Genomic DNA, 16714 nt, shown 5'->3' with positions numbered 1-16714 from the left:
CGAGCGCTTCCGCGAGGAAACGGTGGAGGAGATGCAGCACGCCGAACGGATCGTTCAGCACATGCTGCAGCTGGGGGTGGCGCCTGCCGCCTCCCAGCTGCAGCCGGTGACCCACGCCCCCGACCTCGTGGGGCTGCTGGAGCAGAACGCGGATCTGGAACAGCAGCTCGTGGATCACTACGACGAAGCCACTCGCTTCTGCCGAGTGATCAACGACGACGCCAACGGTGCCTTCTTCCAGGCCCTGCTGGAGGACGAACAGCATCACAGCAGCGACCTGGAAGCCTGGCTGCAACAGCTGGGTGGTCGCCGCCGCCGCGGCTACGCCCGCTACGGCGCCAGCACTGCCACCCGCCGCGATCCCCGCGCCCGGGCCAGCTTCTGAACCCTGTTTAGAGTCCGCCCCCCACAGGTCACCGCTTTTTGAGCGACGCTCTCCCGCTTCCGCTGCAACTGATCTGGCTGGTGCCGCTCTACGGCTTCAGCGGCATGCTCCTGTCGCTGCCGTGGGCCACAGGCTGGATCAAACGCAACGGGCCTCGGCCTGCGGCGTATCTCAACCTGCTGGTGACCCTGCTGGCTGTGCTGCACGGCAGCCTGGCCATCTCCGAAGTGGTGGCGATCGGCCCGCAGCACCTCGACTTTCCCTGGTTTCAAGCAGCTGACCTGAACCTCAGGATCGGCTTTGATCTTTCGCTCACCAATCTGGCGGCGCTGGAGTTGGTGACCACCATGAGCCTGGTGTGCCAGGTGTTTGCCCTCGGCTATCTCGATAAGGAGTGGTCGCTGGCTCGCTTCTACGCCCTGGTGGGCTTTTTCGAAGGCGCCATGAGTGGTGTGGTGCTGAGCAGCAATTTGTTTATGAGCTATTTCCTTCTGGAGATGCTCACCCTCTCCACCTATCTGCTGGTGGGCTTCTGGTATGCCCAGCCGTTAGTTGTGACGGCGGCGCGTGATGCGTTCCTCACCAAGCGCGTGGGCGATGTGCTGCTGCTGATGGGGGTTGTGGCGGTTTCGGCCTGGGCCGGTTCGATGGAATTCGACGACCTGTACGTCTGGGCAGCTCAGGCCCGCGAACAGAATCTGATCACGCCCCTGGCCGGCACTCTCTTGGGCCTCGGCCTGATCGCGGGGCCGATGGGCAAGTGCGCTCAGTTCCCCATGCACCTCTGGCTCGATGAAGCCATGGAGGGTCCCAACCCGGCGTCGATCCTGCGCAACTCCGTGGTGGTGACCTGCGGCGCCATCGTGCTGCTCAAGCTGATGCCGGTGGTGGCTGTTTCACCGATCGCTACCGAAGTGCTGCTGGTGGTTGGCAGCATCAGCGCCATCGGCGGCGGCCTGGTGGCCATCGCCCAGGTGGATCTCAAACGAGCCTTCAGTTATTCCACCACTTCCTATCTGGGGCTGGTATTCATCGCTATCGCCCTGCAGCAACCAGGCCTGGCGCTGCTGCTGCTGTTTGCCCACGGCCTGGCCCGTGCCCTGCAATTCATGAGCGTGGGCAGCATCATCGCCACCACCAACTGCCAGGACCTCACCGAACTGGGTGGCATCGGTACGCGCATGCCGGCGACGGCCACAGCTTTCCTGGTGGGCAGCGCTGGGGTGGTGGGCCTGCTGCCGCTTGGTGGCTTCTGGTGTTACGGCCTGCTGGTGGAAGACTTCCGGCAGCTGGCACCGGCCTTTGCCGGCATCTTCCTGATCACCAACCTGCTGGCTGCCGCCAATGTGACCCGGGTGTTTCGATCGGTGTTCCTGGGGCCTGCCCTGCCTAAAACCAAGCGCACCCCTGAAGCCAACTGGCTGATGGCCCTGCCGATGGTGAGTCTCACGGTGATTGTGCTGTTGCTGCCGGCGATCATGCAGCGGATCGATCCAGTGCCGGGGATCACCGCCTTCTCACTGCCGGTTGCCGCGGCTGTAGTGGGCAGCGGCCTGGTGGGCGTTCTGCTGGGATCGCTCACCCCCTTGGACGCGTTCTGGTCTCGCTCCCGCCAGCCCGGTGTGCGCCTGGTGCAGGATCTGCTCGCTTACGACTTCTACACACCCGAGATTTACCGCCGCACGATCGTGAACCTGGTGGCCTCGGTGGCACGCCTCACCCGCTGGTTTGACATTCAGGTGATTAAAGGCGGCGTGGATGGCATCGGGCGGCTGTCAATGGCCAGCGCCAACAGCCTCAAGCTCACCGTGAGCGGGCAACTGCAGAGCTATCTGCTCACGGTCCTGGTGGCGGTGGTGCTGTGCATCACGGCCCTGCAAGCGGTGCGGGGCGCCAGCTAACGCCATGCTGCTCTCTTCCCTGCTGCTGATTCCCTTCCTGGGTTGCCTTGCCCTGTTGGTGTGGGCCGGTAACCCCACACCGGGGCGCCTGCGCCAGATCACGATCGTGATGCTGGTGGCGCAGTTGATCCTGAGCCTGGTCACGGCTGCTCAGTTCGATCCCATGGCGCCGGGGCTTCAGCTGCAGGAACACCACAGCTGGGTGCCGGGCATCGGCCTTGATTACGCCCTGGGGGTCGACGGCCTTTCCCTGCCGCTGGTGTTGATCAACGCCGCGCTCACGTTGGTGTCAGCGGTGATCACCCGCGACATCAGCAAGCGTCCGCGGCTCTACTTCGCGATGCTGCTGCTGATCAGCGGAGCTGTGAATGGCGCCTTCCTGGCCGACAACTTGCTGCTGTTTTTCCTGTTCTACGAGCTGGAGCTGATCCCGCTCTGGCTGTTGATTTCGGTGTGGGGCGGCGTGAACCGTGCCTATGCCGCCACCAAATTCCTGATCTTCACCGCCGTCTCCGGGATGCTGATCCTGGGGGCCTTCCTGGGGCTCTCACTCCTCACCGGCACGGTGGATTTCAGCCTCACACCGGTGCTCAGCGAACGGCTGGCCATGGGCTCTCAGCTGTGGCTGCTGGGGGCGATCCTGATCGGCTTCGGCATCAAGATCCCACTGGTTCCCCTGCACAACTGGCTGCCCGATGCCCACACCCAGGCCTCTACGCCGGTGTCGGTGCTGCTGGCCGGTGTGCTGCTCAAGCTTGGCACCTATGGCCTGTTGCGCTTTGGCTTGCAACTGTTCCCCGAGGCGTGGGCGCGCTTAGCGCCCGCCCTGGCGATCTGGGCCGCCGTTTCCGTGCTGTACGGATCCCTCGCCGCCATCGCCCAAACCGATATGAAGCGGATGGTGGCCTACAGCTCGGTTGGCCACATGGGCTACGTGCTCTTGGCTGCCGCCGCAGACACACCGGTGAGCTTGCTGGGCGCCGTATTCCAGATGGTGAGCCATGGCCTGATCTCGGCGCTGCTGTTCCTGCTCGTGGGCATCGTGTACCGCAAAACCGGCACCCGCGATCTGGAGGTGTTGCGGGGCTTGCTCAACCCGGAGCGGGGCCTTCCCCTCACCGGCTCACTGATGATCGTGGCGGTGATGGCCAGTGCGGGGCTGCCGGGAATGGCCGGCTTCATCTCCGAGTTTCTGGTGTTCCGCGGCAGCATCGCGGCCTTCCCGCTCGCCACACTGCTCTCGATGGTGGGCTCAGGTTTAACGGCGGTGTATTTCCTGCTGCTGGTGAACCGGGCCTTCTTTGGCCGTCTGGCGATCACACCTCCCAGTGGCGATACCACCGCCGATGCACACCTGGACGTGCAGCTCAGCTCCGTGGCTCCCCGCGAAACGATCCCGGCCCTGGCCCTGGCCGCCGGAATCGTGTTCATCGGCCTGGTGCCCAGCAGCCTGGGCACTTTGAGCGAAGTGGCCAGCACCGCCATGGCCAACCTCACAGCAGGAGTGGGCTGAGATGCCGGTTGTTTCCCAGGATCTGGTTCGAGCCAACCTCGCCATCGACCAGGCGGAGGTGAAGCGCCGGCTGCTCGCTGGTGAAACCCTGCTCACCGATACGCCCGATCACGTGCTGGAAGTGGTGGGCGTGCTCGAGAGCTATGGCGAGGTGCTTGATGCCTACAGCATCAACCTGATTTATCAGGCGGAAGAGCAGTTCCTCAATCCGTTCCCGATCTTCAAGTTTCTCGACGGCGATCTCAACCCGGCCAAGATCTGGCGCCATCTCAACCACGACCGCATCAATTTCGAATATGCGGAGTACTGCCAGAAGGCGATGTTCTGGCATGCCACCGGTGGCATGGATGCTTATCTCGATTCGCCGGAGTTCGCGGAGAACTGCCGCCGGATCATCGCCGCCAAGCGGCGCCGCGATCCGTTGCTGGCGCTGCTCAACCCCCTCTTCCCGGGGTTCCTGCCTGAACTGATCCGTTCAGCCGCCACCACCCATGCCCTCGGCCAGTTCTGGCGGGTGATGAGCGATCTGTTCCTCGATCTGGCCGCCGCCGAGCGCGAGGGGCTGGTGCGCAGCATTCCCGAGGTGGTGGACTTCATCAAAGACGGATTAGTGGCCGCCGCGGCCAATCCGATTCAGTACAGCGTGGACATCCACGGCGAGCGCTTCTGGGTGCTGCCGCCGGAGGCGGGCCTCACCTTCCTGGTGGATGTGGCCGTTCCCTACGTGGAAGCCGTCTTCCTGCGCGGCATGCCGTTCCTGGGCACCGTGAGCTTCAACGCCCAGGCCCAGCAGATCTCCCCCGATCAGGCCAAGTTCACCTACGGCGCGCTCTATGCCGATCCGCTACCGAGCATGGGCGCCGGCATCCCCCCCAGCCTGCTGATGCAGGACATGTACCGCCACCTGCCGGAGAAGTTGCATCAGTGGTATCTCGCACGCACCCGGGGCGAGGGCGATGTGCGCGTGAAGATCTGCATGAGCTTCCAGAAGTCGATGTTCTGCGTCACCAATGCCGCCATCAACGGCACCATGCCCCACCCGCTCTCCAGTAGCGATGCTGCTGCCCAGGCCGCCAACGCCGCCTACGCCGAAGCGTGGGCGCAGCGGCTCGGCATCGCCCGAACAGATTGCCTGGGGGCGTAAGTTCGACCTCATGGATCACCAGTGGAACCCCCGACCCAAGCCCGATCGCGTGGAGTGGCTGGAGCGCCGCGTTGAATTCGAGGATTACGCCAGCAATCGCGCCTTTCTCGATCGCCTCAACGACTTCTGTGAAGCGCAAGGCCGCTATCCCGACATCAGCTTCGGGCGTACATACGTGAACATCACCCTGCGGGCGGAGGGGGAAGCGGCGGCGATCGGCGAGGCTGACCACGCCTTCGCCGCCGCGATCGATGGCCTCGTCTGAGCAACAGCCCACCGGCTCCGCTCCCGACGACACCCCTGTGAACCTGCAGGCCGCCTATGAAGGGGCCCAGGTGCAGGATGTGCTCGAGCAGCTCGATCAGGAGTTGATCGGTCTGCGGCCGGTGAAAACACGCATCCGTGAGATCGCCGCGCTGTTGGTCGTGGATCGCGCCCGGAAGCAGGTGGGGCTCTCCACCACAGCGCCCAGCCTGCACATGTCGTTCACCGGGCGGCCGGGCACCGGCAAAACCACGGTGGCAGCACGGATGTCGCAGATCCTGCATCGTCTGGGCTACGTGCGCAAAGGCCATGTGGTGACCGCCACCCGCGATGATCTTGTGGGGCAGTACATCGGCCATACGGCCCCAAAAACCCGTGAGATGCTCAAAAGAGCCATGGGCGGGGTGCTGTTCATCGATGAGGCCTACTACCTCTATCGCCCGGAAAACGAACGCGATTACGGCGCCGAAGCGATCGAAATCCTGCTGCAGGTGATGGAGAATAACCGCGACGATCTCATGGTGATTTTCGCTGGTTACAAGGAGCGGATGGATGTGTTCTATCAGAGCAATCCGGGCCTCTCCTCGCGGGTGGCCAACCACATTGATTTCCCCGATTACAGCGCTGAAGAACTGCTGGCGATCGCGCGCCTGATCCTGGCGGAGGAGAACTACCGCTTCAGCGAGGAAGCCCTGGCCGCCTTCGCCGACTACATCCAGCGGCGGATGCAGCTGCCCTTCTTCGCCAACGCCCGCTCGATCCGCAACGCCATCGATCGCGCCCGCATGCGCCAGGCCAACCGCCTGTTCAACCGCATGAACAGCAGCGGGCTCACCAAGCTCGATCTGATGACGATCGAAGCCGACGACATCACTGCCAGCCGCGTGTTCTCCGGTCAGGTGGAAGGGCTTGATCCCAGCGAACCGATCACCGGCTGAAGCTTATTTGGTGCGGCGCCGTGAATCGATCTGCAGCAGATCGCGCACCTGCTGCACCTGCCGCCCGAGCTGCGGATCGGCGCCCAGCTTCTTGTCGATCTGCTCAACGGCATACATCACGGTGGAGTGATCCTTGCCGCCGAATTCATCACCGATGCGGGGCAGCGAAAGGTTGGTGCCCTGGCGCATCAGATACATACCCACCTGGCGGGCCTGACTCACAGCGCGCTTGCGGCTGGGGCTCTTCATCTCCTCCACACTCACGCCAAACACCTCCGCCACCTTGCTGAGCACCTGGGCCGGCGTCACCTCCACCTCCACACCGGCGGGATCGAGCATCGGCGCAACCGATTCCACCGTCATCGGCAGGCCGGTGATCGAGGCAAACGCCACCGCCCGGGTCAGCGCACCCTCGAGTTCACGGATATTGGAGGTGAAGCGGCCTGCCAGGTACTGGATGAGATCGCGCGGCAGGTTCACCCGCTCGTGTTCTGCTTTTTTGTGCAGGATCGCCATGCGGGTTTCCAGATCCGGGGCCTGGATGTCGGCGATCAGACCCATCGAGAAGCGGGAGATCAGGCGTTCCTGCAGCCTCGGGATCTGGGAGGGGGGGCGGTCGCTGGCGATCACGATCTGGCGTCCCGCTTCGTGCAGCGCGTTGAAGGTGTGGAAGAACTCCTCCTGGGTGTATTCCTTGCCTTCGATGAACTGAATGTCATCCACCAGGATCAGATCGGCGGCGCGGTAACGATCGCGAAATTTCTGCATGCCGTCCTTACGGATGGCCTGAATCAGATCGTTGGTGAAGGTTTCAGTACTCACATAGGCCACGCGGGCCTCGGGGTCGATCTCGAGCCGGTAATGGCCAATCGCCTGCATCAGGTGGGTCTTGCCCAAGCCCACACCACCGCAGATGAACAGCGGGTTGAATTCACGACCCGGCGCCTCGGCGACCGCCAGCGCCGCCGCATGGGCCATGCGGCTGTTGGGCCCCACCACGAAACGGTTGAACACGTAGCGGGGGTTGAGGCCGGGAGCGAGCTTGCGGGGCGCCTCACCAGTGGGCAATCGCTGAGCGACAGATGCATCAGCTCGCGGCAGCGACGACTCCCCCACCGGGCTTGCTTCACCTGGTGCGACAGCCGCCTGAAAGCCATTGCCATTGAGCCCCTGAGCCAGATCCGGATCCGTGCCGGCCTCCACCTGCACGCTGATGGTGCGACCGGCGATCTCGCTGGCCACAGTCGCAATCGTGACCAGGTAGTTCTTGCGCAGCCAGCCGCAGGCAAAGGCGTTCGGCGCGATCAGCTGAAGTTCAGCGCCGTTGAAGCCGGCGCAGCGTGCTGGCCTGATCCAGGTTTCGAAGGTGGGTTTGGAAAGGTTGCCCTGCAGCGCTTCCTGCACCTGACGCCACAGCGTTTCCCCTTGCTGCACCGCCACTGAACCCCGCCGGGCCATGAATATAGGGGCAGTGCCCAGACGGGACCGTTGCCGATGATGCGCCTCACAAGCCGCCCATCCCTGCTCAGCGCGCTGCTGCTGGCAGGCCTGCTCAGCGCCTGCAGCGGAGGACTGCCAGGGCGGCGTGGCGGCGACCCCACCCGCGTGAGCGACGCGCCGCCCAGCGCGGCGCTGCAGCCGGGCAACAACTTCATCGTGAACGCCGTCGACAAGGTGGGGCCCGCAGTGGTGCGGATCGACACGGTGCGGCGGGTGGTGAATCCCCTCGGCGGTCTGTTCGGCAGCGGCCCCTCGATTCAGCAGCAACAGGGCCAGGGATCGGGCTTCATCACCCGCTCCGATGGAGTGATCCTCACCAATGCCCACGTGGTGGAAGGAGCCAGTGAAGTGGGGGTGACCCTGCCGGATGGCCGCAGCTTCCGCGGCAAGGTGCTGGGCAGCGATGCCGTCACCGATGTCGCCGTGGTGAAGGTAGCGGCGGCCGGGTTGCCGGTGGCCCCGCTGGGCGATTCCGCCAAGGTGCGGCCCGGTGAATGGGCGATCGCCATTGGCAACCCCCTCGGCCTCGACAACACCGTGACCGCCGGCATCATCAGCGCCGTGCAGCGCACCAATGCGGTGGGCGAAGGCCAGCGGGTGCCCTACCTGCAGACCGATGCCGCCGTGAACCCAGGCAACAGCGGCGGCCCCTTGATCAACGAACGAGGCCAGGTGATCGGCATCAACACCGCCATTCGCCAGGCGCCCGGCGCCGGCCTGAGCTTCGCGATCCCGATCAATCTCGGTCGCCAGATCGCCGCCCAGATCCTTGAGAGCGGCCGCGCCTCGCATCCCTACATCGGTGTGCGCCTGCAATCGCTCACCCCGCAGCTGGCCAGGGAGGTGAATGCCACCAACGCCGAATGCCGCCTGCCGGAAATCAATGGTGTGGTGGTGGTGGAGGTGATGCCGGGCAGTCCCGCCGCGCGGGGTGGACTGCGCTCCTGCGATCTGATCGAACGGGTCGGCAACACCGAGGTAGATAACCCTTCTGAGGTGCAGGTGGCGGTGGATCAGGGCCGGGTGGGCGAGCCGCTCAGCGTGCGGGTGCAGCGGGGTGAGCAGCAGCTCAACCTGCAGGTGAAACCGGCAGAGCTGCCGCGCCAGAACTGAGCGGATGCCAGGCGCGCGGAGCCAGCTAGTTGTGCTGGCGCGCTGGCCCGCGCCAGGCCGTTGCAAGCAACGCCTGGCGGCCAGCTGCGGCTCCGGCCGGTTGGCGGCTGCGATGCAGCGCCGGCTCAGCTGGCACACGCTGCAAACGGCGGCCACCGCCGCCCACCGCTGCGGCGCGGAGCTGCTGCTGTCGGCCTCGGGCCTGGGACCGCGGGCCGCGCGCCGCTGGGGAGATCAGCTCCAGCGCTCGATGGCGGTTCCGCTGCGGTTGGCTCTGCAACGGGGCGGCAACCTGGGCTGCCGCATGCATCGCCAGCTGCAGCAGGGCTTCGCTCAGGGGTTTGAGCAGGTGCTGCTGATCGGCAGCGATCTGCCAGATCTGCACAGCGCCGATCTGGAGCAGGCCTTTGCCCTGCTCGAGCAGCACGATCTGGTGCTCGGCCCAGCCGCAGATGGCGGCTACTGGCTGATCGGGATCACCCACCAGGGCTTTCGGCGCAGCGGTGCGGCCCTGTTCAGCGGCATTCCCTGGAGCAGCGATCAGGTGCTGACGCGCAGCCTGGCGCGGGCCGCTGAGCGCGGGCTGGCGGTGGGCCTGCTGCGGCAGCAGAGCGACCTCGATGGCCGCTCTGCCCTGGAACCCTGGCTGCTGCTGCAGCGAGAACGACTGCAACGCGATGGATGATGCCTGCACGCGAGCACGCCGCCGATGAGCGCACCGCCCCCGAAGCTGGCCCAACGCGAGGCCTGCGGATGGCGAGAGCATTCGAGACACCATGACGTTCCGGGCTGATCTGATCGGCCGGCTGCTCTTTCTGGGCTTTGTGAGTGCTGAGCGCATCGGCGCCTATGTGGAAGAGCCCTTCAACCAAGACGGCAGCAGTTTCTGCGTGCCGATGGATGTGGTGTGCCGCACCATCAGCGCCGACCTCCTCGATCCACAGCACCCGCTCGCCATTCTGCCGATCAGCAACGATCCCAGCCTCTGGTCATGAGCGGTGCTTCCCTGGCAGTGGTGGTGCCGAGCTTCAACGAAGCGGCGCGCCTGCCTCTACTGCTGGCCGATCTGGCGGCCGGTCCGGCCGGTCTGATTGCGGAGCTGGTGGTGGTGGATGGCGGCAGCCGTGATGGCACGGCCCAGCTGGCAGGCCTAGGGGGAGCTCAGGTGATTCACACCACGGCCAGCCGTGGACGGCAACTGCAGCGCGGCGTGGCGGCCACAACCGCTCCCTGGCTGTTGCTGCTGCACGCCGATGCCCGACTCCAACCGAGATGGCCCGAGGCGCTGCAGCGAGCGATGGCAGCGCCGGAGGCGGCCTGGGCCTTCGATCTGGCGGTGCAGGGGCCAGGGCTACCGCTACGACTGCTCGAGTTCGTCGTGCGGCTGCGCAGCCAGCTGCGGCAGCTGCCCTATGGCGATCAGGGATTGCTGCTGCCCCGCGCACTACTGGAGCGTGGCGGCGGTATCCCACCGCTGCCGTTGATGGAGGATCTGCTCCTGGTTCAGCGGCTGCAGCGTCTGGCTCCGATCCGCCGGCTGGGATGCCCGCTGCAGGTGAATGGCCGCCGCTGGCAACGCCAGGGTGTGCTGGCTACGGCCTGGCGCAATGCCCAATTGCGGCAGGCCTGGCGACGGGGCATGAGCCCTCAGCAACTGGCTGATCGCTACTACAGCAGCGAAGGTGCAACACCGCTGATCTCGCCAGAATGTGATTGAGCCAGAGCCGGGCAAACGAATGGGGGCGTCACCAGTGATGCCCAACCGCTGGCTGCGCCGCGTTCGCCGCGAGTGGCAGTGCCAACGCCGCGATCACCCACCAGGCTGAAGCTCAGGGGGCGTACCAAAAGGCGCAGCGGCGCTGCTGAGGCTCTAGCTCCCAGCCTTGGGCCCCATAGAATTGCACCACGCCGGGGTCGGCGAACAGGGTCACCCGCTCCACCTGCTGAGCGCGCAACAGATCGATCACGTAGGTCATCAGCTGCTTGCCGAGCCCCACCCCCTGATACAGGGGGTGCACCGCCACATCCCACACGGTGGCCTCGATCACCCCATCACCGGTGCAGCGGGCAAAGCCCACCAGGCGGGGCAGCCGTGGATCATGCCGCCATAGGCCCACCACCAGCAGACTGTTGTCCAGGGCTTTGCGCACGCGCCGCAGAGGACGGCGGCTCCAGCCCACCGCATCACAGAGCTGTTCCAGTTCGTAGAGATCAATCTCCCGCTGGGTGCTGAGCACCAGGCTCAGCTGGGGGTTCGGGGTGGGGCACAGCCGGAAACCCTGCCCGTAGAGGACATCAAGCTCGGTGGGGGGAGAGCTAAGCATTGGCATGATCTTCTCCCACTCTGGCCAAAGCTGATGCAGGCTGGAGACCCTTCAACCACCGGAAGCCCCCTGGAGCGCTCCCCCCTGCTGGTGTGTGTGCACGGCTGGCTGCTCTCAGGCCGTCTGTGGCAGCCCCTCACCGAAGCGCTCAGCCCCGATTGGGAGTGCTGGACACCAGACCTGCCGGGCTTCGGTCGTGCGCCGCGGCCGAGGGGTCTGCAGCCCAGCCTGGCCAGCTACGGCCGTTGGTTGGCCGAAGCCGCTCTCGAACAGGCCGGTGAACGCCCAGTGGTGTTGGTGGGTCATTCACTGGGCGGGAGCCTTGTGGTGCATGCCGCGCCTCATCTCGGCTGCCAATTGGCAGGCGTGGTGCAGGTGGCCTCGGGTGGCGGCGTGTTTCAGCCGCGGCCCTTCCGCATGGTGCGCCGCGGTGGCGCCGCCTTCCTGCGCTGGCGGCCGGGCTGGCTGGCGCAGCTGCCCGGCACCGAGGCGATCCGCAGCCCGCTGGTCGCGGAACTGCGGGCTGCCCGCGGCCTGCTGGCTTCGAGCATGCAACGGGGCGCCGTGCGCCAGCTGCCAGGCCTGGTAGCCCAGCTGCAGGTGCCCAGCCTCTGGCTGGTGGGCAGCCGCGACACCGTGATGGAGCCCCGCTACGTGCGCCATCTGGCGGGCTACAGCCCCGAGCATCAAGTGGAGGTGCTGGAGGGAGAAGGGCACCTACCGATGCGAACAGCACCGGTGCCCATGGCCGCCCTGATCAACACATGGCTGGAGGAGCAGGGCTGGCCGCGCCGATCGGCGGAGGTTCAGAGCCTGGCCAGCCCGCGCTCCTGGAGTTCGGCCAGCTGCGCGTAAAGGCCACCGGCAGCCCGCAGGGCAACATGACTGCCCTGCTCGATCAGCCGGCCCCGCTGCAGCACCAGGATGCGATCGGCCGCTTCAACGGTGGCCAAGCGGTGAGCGATCACGATGGCGGTGCGATCGCGCAGCAGCCGATCGAGATCGCGCTGCAGGGTGGCTTCGGTGGAGGGATCGAGAAAGGCGGTGGCCTCATCCATCACCAGCACCGACGGGTCGCGAATGGCCACCCGCGCCACAGCCAGCAGCTGGCGTTCGCCGGAGGAGAGATTGCCGCCGCGTTCGCGCAGTTCTGTGTCGAGCCCCTGGGGCAGGCTCTGCAGCAGCGGCTCGAGGCCCAGCTCCTGGCAGAGGCGCTGCAGGTCGCTGTCACTGATGGCCGCATCGAGGCGGAGGTTATCGGCCACGTTGCCGCTGAACAGGAAGGTGTCTTGCAACACAACGCCCAGCCGCTGGCGCAGGGTGGGGATGGGCAGTTCGCGAATGTCGATGCCATCGAGCAGGATCCGGCCCTGCTGCGGTTCGTACAGGCGGCAGAGCAGACGGATCACCGTGCTCTTGCCGGAACCGGTGGGTCCCACCAGGGCCACGTGCTCCCCCGGTGCGATGCGGAAGGAGAGGTTGGTGAGGATCGGATCATCGGAGCGGTAAGCGAACGACACGTTGTCGAACACCACCTCACCAGCACTGCTGCGCATACCGCCACTCAGCAAAGCCGCTGCAGAGCGCTGCTCCTGGGGCAGCTCCTGAATCTCAATCGGCTCTTCCATCAGTTCGCCGATGCGCTCCACCGCTGTGAGGCCGCCCTGGATCTGGGTGAAGCGCTCAGCCAACTGCCGCAGCGGGTCAAACAAACGCTGGGAATAGAGGATGAAGGTGGTGAGTGTGCCCAGGCCCATGGCCCCTGCCGTGACCATCCAGCCCCCCAGGGCCAGCACCAAGGCAATCGCCCCGAGCGACACCCACTCGATCAGGGCAGAGATGGCCGAGTCATAGAAGATCGTGCCGTTCACCGCCTGGCGATAGGCCTCGGTGGTTTTGGCAAAGCGGGAGGAGTTGTAGGCCTCGCGGCGGAACATCTGCACCACCTCGAGCCCCTGCAGGTTTTCCTGCAGATCGGCGTTGAGCTGGCTGAGCTCTTCGCGCACCCGGTAGTTGGCCTTGCGGTAGCGGCGCTGCAGCCAGAGCATGGTGAGCGTGACCGGCACCTGGGAGGCCAGCAGCAACACGCCCAGCCGCGGCTCGATCGCGATCATCGTGGCGGCGATCACCAGCAGGGTGACCAGATCCGCCAGCAAGCCCACCGCGCCGCTGCCGAACACCTCCGCCAGGGCATCCACATCACTGGTGAGGCGGGTGAGCAGCTTGCCCACCGGCGTGCGGTCGTGGAAGCGCAACGAGAGATCGAGCGCGTGGGCGAACAAGTCGTTGCGGATGCGGGCCGTGAGGCGCTGGCCTACCGCCTGCACGTTGAAGCTTTGCAGGCCCTGCAAGCCAAGCCGCACGAGCACGGCCACCAGCAGCAACAACACCAGGGTGCGCAGCTGCTGCGCCAGAGACATCGGCTCCAGCCAGGCGAGCACCGGCTCCTGGCGCAGGGCAGAAATCGCCTGCCCCACCAGCAACGGCTGCACCGCAGCCGCACCCGCCACCGGAATCAACAGCACCAGGGTGAGCAACAGGCGCCGTCGATCACGGCCCAGGTAGGGCAGCAGACGCAGCAGCCGTTGCCGATCGAGATGGGCCATCAGGCCGCCGGCCGGCTGGATACCGCCGCGATCTGATCCACGATCCCCTGCAGCTCGCCGCCATCCAGACGCAGCGACAGGGGATGACCCACCAAGCGCGCGGTGGAGTGGAACAGGTCTTCAATCGCGATCAAGCCGTTCTCCACCAAGGTGCGGCCAGTGGCCACCAGATCCACAATCGCTTCACTCATGCCGGTGATCGGCCCGAGCTCCACGGAACCAGCGAGGTGGATCAGCTCCACCGGCAGATCGAGGGCTTCGAAGTACTCCTCAGCACAACGGGTGAACTTGCTGGCCACGCGGCAGTGGGCCGGCAGATCGGCAGCGCGGCGGTAGGGGCTGGTGGCCTTCACCGCCACGCTCATGCGGCAACCGCCGAAACCGAGATCCACCAGGTGGGCCACCGGCAACTGGTGTTCGCGGAGCACGTCGTAGCCCACCACCCCGAGCTGGGCCTGGCCGTAGGCCACATACACCGGCACATCCGCGTTACGCACCAGCAGAGCGCGGGCCCGGCCACAGGCGCTTGGCACCATCAGCTGGCGGTTGCCGGGCTCCAGCACGGCGGCGAAATCGAGCCCGGCGGCGGCAAAGCGCGCCACGGAATCCTTGAGGAGGGCTCCCTTGGCCAGCGCGACGGTGATCATGGGAGGCAGCCTGAACCGGGACTTTAACGATGCAACAGGCCCTCACCACGGCCCCAATCGCCGAGCGGGTGTCGCTGATCCCGGTGCTGAACGACAACTATGTGTTCGTGTTGCATGGCGCCAGCCCCGGCCTGGCAGTGGTGGTGGATCCGGCCGTTGCCGAACCGGTGATCGGCTGGCTCGAGCAGCAAGAGCTTGAGCTCAGCGCGATCCTGCACACCCACCACCACCACGACCACATCGGCGGCACGCCGGGCTTGCTGCAGCGCTGGCCCGAGGCGGCCGTGATCGCCAGTGGCGCCGATCAAGCCCGCATCCCGCTGCAAACGCTGGCGGTGCAGGGTGGTGATCAGCTGGAGCTGCTGGGTCGCTCCGTTGCAGTGCTGGCCGTGCCAGGCCACACCGCCCATCACATCGCCTTCTATTTGCCACCAGCCGGGGATGACGGCGGCCATCTGTTCTGCGGCGACACGCTGTTTGCCGCGGGATGCGGCCGCCTGTTTGAAGGCACACCGGAGCAGATGCACGCCTCGCTGCAGGCCTTAGCTGCCCTACCAGAGGCCACGCAGGTGTGGTGCGCCCACGAATACACCGCCGGCAACCTGCGCTGGGCGGCAGCGCAGGAACCCGGTGATGGCGCCATTCAGCAGCGGCTGGCGGCCGTGGAGGCGCTCAGGGCCAGGAATGAACCCACCATTCCCAGCAGCATCGGCCTTGAGCGGGCCACCAACCTGTTTGTGCGGGCGGCGGATGCCGACAGCCTGCGCCAGCTGCGCGGCAGCAAAGACCTTTGGAAGGGCTGATCGCGCCGGGCTGAATCAGAGGGGAGCGGTGGCGGCGGCAGCCACCAGATCCACACCAGCGGGGAACAGCCGCACCGGCTCACCCGCCCGCAACCGCAGCCGGCAGCGCTGACCGCGGTTGTAGTCGTGCTCGAGCGGCAGCCGCAGGCGCAGCCTGCCTTGGCCGCATTGGACCTGATACAGCCATTCACGGCCAAGAAATTCGCGACCCAGCACCCAGGCCTCGGCGTTGTCATCCGGGGTGAGCAGGATGCCCTGGGGGCTCACCAACACCTGCAGATCTCCTGTCTCCGACGGAGCAGGAAGCTGCACGCCTGCCGGTGCTTCCAGGGCGCCGAAGGCCGTGGTGAGAGTGCTGCCCTGCCAGCGGGCGGGGAGCAGGTTGCTCTGCAGCACGAAGCGCCCCACAAAGGCTGTGGCCGGCGCTGCCACCAGGTCTTGGGGGCTGGCGCACTGGTGCAGATGGCCGGATTCGAGCACCGCCACCCGATCACAGATGGCCAGGGCTTCCTCCGGATCGTGAGTCACGATCACACCGCTGGCGCCGCAGCGCGCCAACACGCCGGGGAGCTCAGCCCGCAGCCGCAAGCGCACCTCCACATCCAGGTTGGAAAAGGGTTCATCCAGCAGCACCAGCGAACAGCCAGGCGCGAGGGCTCGAGCCAGGGCCAGACGCTGGCGCTGGCCGCCGGAGAGCTCATGCGGGTAGCGATGCTCCAGCCCTTTAAGGCCAAGCAGCTCCAGCAACCAGGCGGCGCGGCTGCTGTCCTGCCCGCGGCGCAACCCGAAGCAGGCATTGCGCCAGGCATCGAGGTGGGGGAAGAGGGCGTAGTCCTGAAACACCATGCCCACGCCGCGCCGCTCCGGCGGCAACCAGCGGTGCGGGCCGGCCACCTCCTGACCGCCGATGCGCACCACACCGCGATCCGGTTGCTCAAAGCCTGCAATCAGGCGCAGCAGCGTGGTTTTGCCGCAACCGGATGGCCCCAGTAGGCCCACCAATTCACCGGTACGGAGCTGGAAGTGTATATCACGCAGGGTCCAGTCGCCCGTGGAAGCCGCACCGCTGTAGCGATGCCACAGCCCATCGAGCTCCACCTGGGGCCGCAGCGGCAACTCAGGGTTGGACAGCTCGATTCGCATCAGGCGCTCTGGCCATAGGCTCAGCGCCCATCTTCCCTCCAGCATGACCAGCCCCACGATCGAAGCCGTGACCACGAGCGCTGCTCCGGCGCCCGTGGGTCCTTACAACCAGGCCGTGAAGGCTGGCGGGGTGCTCTATTGCAGCGGCCAGATCGCCCTGGATCCGGCAACGGGCGCGATGGTGGGCAGCGGCGATGTGGAGGCCGAAACCCGTCAGGTGCTGAGCAACCTCAAAGCAGTTTTGAACGAAGCAGGCTGCACCCCCCAACAGGTGGTGCGCACCACCGTGTTTCTGGCCGACCTCGGCGATTTCGCCAAGGTGAATGCCCTCTATGCCGAGGTGTTCGGAGCCGGTGTGTCGCCGGCGCGGGCCTGCGTGGAAGTGGCGGCCCTGCCGAAGGGCGCCCGCGTGGAGATCGATTGCATCGCCGTG

18 protein-coding genes are annotated in these 16714 nt (G+C 66.1%); 13 read left to right on the top strand and 5 right to left on the bottom strand.

Annotated elements, in window-relative coordinates:
- The 6 genes from ACIQ2E_RS04035 to cbbX all read left to right on the top strand — a co-directional run.
- A partial coding sequence (locus tag ACIQ2E_RS04035) for a ferritin-like domain-containing protein (RefSeq protein WP_398326528.1) occupies positions 1 to 385 on the top strand: 385 nt, incomplete at its 5' end.
- A 38-nt stretch (positions 386 to 423) separates the two neighbouring features.
- Positions 424 to 2286 carry an NAD(P)H-quinone oxidoreductase subunit F gene (locus ACIQ2E_RS04030; protein ID WP_398326525.1) on the top strand — a complete coding sequence of 621 codons (1863 nt, stop codon included), beginning with the start codon at positions 424 to 426 and terminating at the stop codon, positions 2284 to 2286.
- Between the two features lie 4 nt (positions 2287 to 2290).
- Positions 2291 to 3799: an NADH-quinone oxidoreductase subunit M gene (locus ACIQ2E_RS04025; RefSeq protein WP_398326522.1), complete on the top strand. Its 1509-nt coding sequence runs from the start codon at positions 2291 to 2293 to the stop codon at positions 3797 to 3799.
- A 1-nt stretch (position 3800) separates the two neighbouring features.
- Positions 3801 to 4943, top strand: a complete 1143-nt coding sequence (locus ACIQ2E_RS04020; protein ID WP_398326520.1) for a CO2 hydration protein — start codon at positions 3801 to 3803, stop codon at positions 4941 to 4943.
- A gap of 10 nt (positions 4944 to 4953) precedes the next feature.
- Positions 4954 to 5208: a 4a-hydroxytetrahydrobiopterin dehydratase gene (locus ACIQ2E_RS04015; RefSeq protein ID WP_296445509.1), complete on the top strand. Its 255-nt coding sequence runs from the start codon at positions 4954 to 4956 to the stop codon at positions 5206 to 5208.
- Positions 5195 to 6145: a CbbX protein gene (cbbX, locus tag ACIQ2E_RS04010; protein ID WP_398326517.1), complete on the top strand. Its 951-nt coding sequence runs from the start codon at positions 5195 to 5197 to the stop codon at positions 6143 to 6145. The genes ACIQ2E_RS04015 and cbbX overlap by 14 nt, the downstream gene beginning before the upstream one ends.
- 3 nt (positions 6146 to 6148) lie before the next feature.
- On the opposite strand, the gene dnaA is transcribed toward cbbX, so the two are convergent.
- Positions 6149 to 7603 carry a chromosomal replication initiator protein DnaA gene (dnaA, locus tag ACIQ2E_RS04005; RefSeq protein WP_398326514.1) on the bottom strand — a complete coding sequence of 485 codons (1455 nt, stop codon included), beginning with the start codon at positions 7601 to 7603 and terminating at the stop codon, positions 6149 to 6151.
- A gap of 36 nt (positions 7604 to 7639) precedes the next feature.
- Here dnaA and ACIQ2E_RS04000 point away from each other — a divergent pair, with 36 nt between their 5' ends.
- The 4 genes from ACIQ2E_RS04000 (at position 7640) to ACIQ2E_RS03985 (ending at position 10475) form a co-directional block, all read left to right on the top strand.
- Positions 7640 to 8758 carry a trypsin-like peptidase domain-containing protein gene (locus ACIQ2E_RS04000; RefSeq protein ID WP_398326511.1) on the top strand — a complete coding sequence of 373 codons (1119 nt, stop codon included), beginning with the start codon at positions 7640 to 7642 and terminating at the stop codon, positions 8756 to 8758.
- 4 nt (positions 8759 to 8762) lie between these two features.
- The gene (locus tag ACIQ2E_RS03995) at positions 8763 to 9443 is read left to right on the top strand and encodes a TIGR04282 family arsenosugar biosynthesis glycosyltransferase (RefSeq protein WP_398326508.1); all 681 of its coding nucleotides are present in this window, start codon (positions 8763 to 8765) and stop codon (positions 9441 to 9443) included.
- Between the two features lie 91 nt (positions 9444 to 9534).
- Positions 9535 to 9753, top strand: coding sequence for a hypothetical protein (locus tag ACIQ2E_RS03990; RefSeq protein ID WP_398326505.1), 219 nt, complete (start codon positions 9535 to 9537; stop codon positions 9751 to 9753).
- The gene (locus ACIQ2E_RS03985; protein ID WP_398326502.1) at positions 9750 to 10475 is read left to right on the top strand and encodes a TIGR04283 family arsenosugar biosynthesis glycosyltransferase; all 726 of its coding nucleotides are present in this window, start codon (positions 9750 to 9752) and stop codon (positions 10473 to 10475) included. The genes ACIQ2E_RS03990 and ACIQ2E_RS03985 overlap by 4 nt, the downstream gene beginning before the upstream one ends.
- Positions 10476 to 10587: 112 nt before the next feature.
- On the opposite strand, the gene ACIQ2E_RS03980 is transcribed toward ACIQ2E_RS03985, so the two are convergent.
- On the bottom strand, positions 10588 to 11082 hold the full coding sequence (locus tag ACIQ2E_RS03980; protein ID WP_398326499.1) for a GNAT family N-acetyltransferase: 495 nt from the start codon (positions 11080 to 11082) through the stop codon (positions 10588 to 10590).
- A 33-nt stretch (positions 11083 to 11115) separates the two neighbouring features.
- Between ACIQ2E_RS03980 and ACIQ2E_RS03975 the strand changes: the two genes are divergently transcribed.
- Positions 11116 to 11937 carry an alpha/beta fold hydrolase gene (locus ACIQ2E_RS03975; protein WP_398326496.1) on the top strand — a complete coding sequence of 274 codons (822 nt, stop codon included), beginning with the start codon at positions 11116 to 11118 and terminating at the stop codon, positions 11935 to 11937.
- On the opposite strand, the gene ACIQ2E_RS03970 is transcribed toward ACIQ2E_RS03975, so the two are convergent.
- Both ACIQ2E_RS03970 and hisG read right to left on the bottom strand, forming a co-directional pair.
- Positions 11889 to 13688, bottom strand: coding sequence for an ABC transporter ATP-binding protein (locus ACIQ2E_RS03970; RefSeq protein ID WP_398326493.1), 1800 nt, complete (start codon positions 13686 to 13688; stop codon positions 11889 to 11891). The genes ACIQ2E_RS03975 and ACIQ2E_RS03970 overlap by 49 nt on opposite strands.
- Positions 13688 to 14335 carry an ATP phosphoribosyltransferase gene (gene hisG, locus ACIQ2E_RS03965; protein WP_398326490.1) on the bottom strand — a complete coding sequence of 216 codons (648 nt, stop codon included), beginning with the start codon at positions 14333 to 14335 and terminating at the stop codon, positions 13688 to 13690. Before hisG ends, ACIQ2E_RS03970 begins: the two co-directional genes overlap by 1 nt.
- A gap of 29 nt (positions 14336 to 14364) precedes the next feature.
- On the opposite strand from hisG, the gene gloB reads away from it, so the two are divergent.
- Positions 14365 to 15138: a hydroxyacylglutathione hydrolase gene (gene gloB / locus ACIQ2E_RS03960; RefSeq protein WP_398326487.1), complete on the top strand. Its 774-nt coding sequence runs from the start codon at positions 14365 to 14367 to the stop codon at positions 15136 to 15138.
- Positions 15139 to 15153: 15 nt separating this feature from the next.
- On the opposite strand, the gene ACIQ2E_RS03955 is transcribed toward gloB, so the two are convergent.
- Positions 15154 to 16281 (bottom strand): ABC transporter ATP-binding protein, encoded by a 1128-nt coding sequence (locus tag ACIQ2E_RS03955; protein ID WP_398326484.1) that lies wholly within the window; start codon positions 16279 to 16281, stop codon positions 15154 to 15156.
- Positions 16282 to 16324: 43 nt separating this feature from the next.
- On the opposite strand from ACIQ2E_RS03955, the gene ACIQ2E_RS03950 reads away from it, so the two are divergent.
- A partial coding sequence (locus ACIQ2E_RS03950) for a Rid family detoxifying hydrolase (protein ID WP_398326481.1) occupies positions 16325 to 16714 on the top strand: 390 nt, incomplete at its 3' end.

It is taken from the genome of Vulcanococcus sp. (assembly GCF_044369115.1).
GTDB lineage: Bacteria > Cyanobacteriota > Cyanobacteriia > PCC-6307 > Cyanobiaceae > Vulcanococcus.
Note: the sequence above shows the minus strand (reverse complement) of the source record. Positions and strands in the feature narration are given on the sequence as shown.

Coding starts and splice junctions, on each gene's coding strand:
- gloB (WP_398326487.1), top strand. CDS start 14,365: ATGCAACAGGCCCTCACCACGGCCCCAATCGCCGAGCGGGTGTCGCTG.
- ACIQ2E_RS04025 (WP_398326522.1), top strand. CDS start 2,291: ATGCTGCTCTCTTCCCTGCTGCTGATTCCCTTCCTGGGTTGCCTTGCC.
- ACIQ2E_RS03990 (WP_398326505.1), top strand. CDS start 9,535: ATGACGTTCCGGGCTGATCTGATCGGCCGGCTGCTCTTTCTGGGCTTT.
- cbbX (WP_398326517.1), top strand. CDS start 5,195: ATGGCCTCGTCTGAGCAACAGCCCACCGGCTCCGCTCCCGACGACACC.
- ACIQ2E_RS04000 (WP_398326511.1), top strand. CDS start 7,640: ATGATGCGCCTCACAAGCCGCCCATCCCTGCTCAGCGCGCTGCTGCTG.
- ACIQ2E_RS04020 (WP_398326520.1), top strand. CDS start 3,801: ATGCCGGTTGTTTCCCAGGATCTGGTTCGAGCCAACCTCGCCATCGAC.
- ACIQ2E_RS03970 (WP_398326493.1), bottom strand. CDS start 13,688: ATGGCCCATCTCGATCGGCAACGGCTGCTGCGTCTGCTGCCCTACCTG.
- ACIQ2E_RS04015 (WP_296445509.1), top strand. CDS start 4,954: ATGGATCACCAGTGGAACCCCCGACCCAAGCCCGATCGCGTGGAGTGG.
- dnaA (WP_398326514.1), bottom strand. CDS start 7,603: ATGGCCCGGCGGGGTTCAGTGGCGGTGCAGCAAGGGGAAACGCTGTGG.
- ACIQ2E_RS03985 (WP_398326502.1), top strand. CDS start 9,750: ATGAGCGGTGCTTCCCTGGCAGTGGTGGTGCCGAGCTTCAACGAAGCG.
- ACIQ2E_RS03955 (WP_398326484.1), bottom strand. CDS start 16,281: ATGCGAATCGAGCTGTCCAACCCTGAGTTGCCGCTGCGGCCCCAGGTG.
- hisG (WP_398326490.1), bottom strand. CDS start 14,335: ATGATCACCGTCGCGCTGGCCAAGGGAGCCCTCCTCAAGGATTCCGTG.
- ACIQ2E_RS03980 (WP_398326499.1), bottom strand. CDS start 11,082: ATGCTTAGCTCTCCCCCCACCGAGCTTGATGTCCTCTACGGGCAGGGT.
- ACIQ2E_RS03975 (WP_398326496.1), top strand. CDS start 11,116: ATGCAGGCTGGAGACCCTTCAACCACCGGAAGCCCCCTGGAGCGCTCC.
- ACIQ2E_RS03995 (WP_398326508.1), top strand. CDS start 8,763: ATGCCAGGCGCGCGGAGCCAGCTAGTTGTGCTGGCGCGCTGGCCCGCG.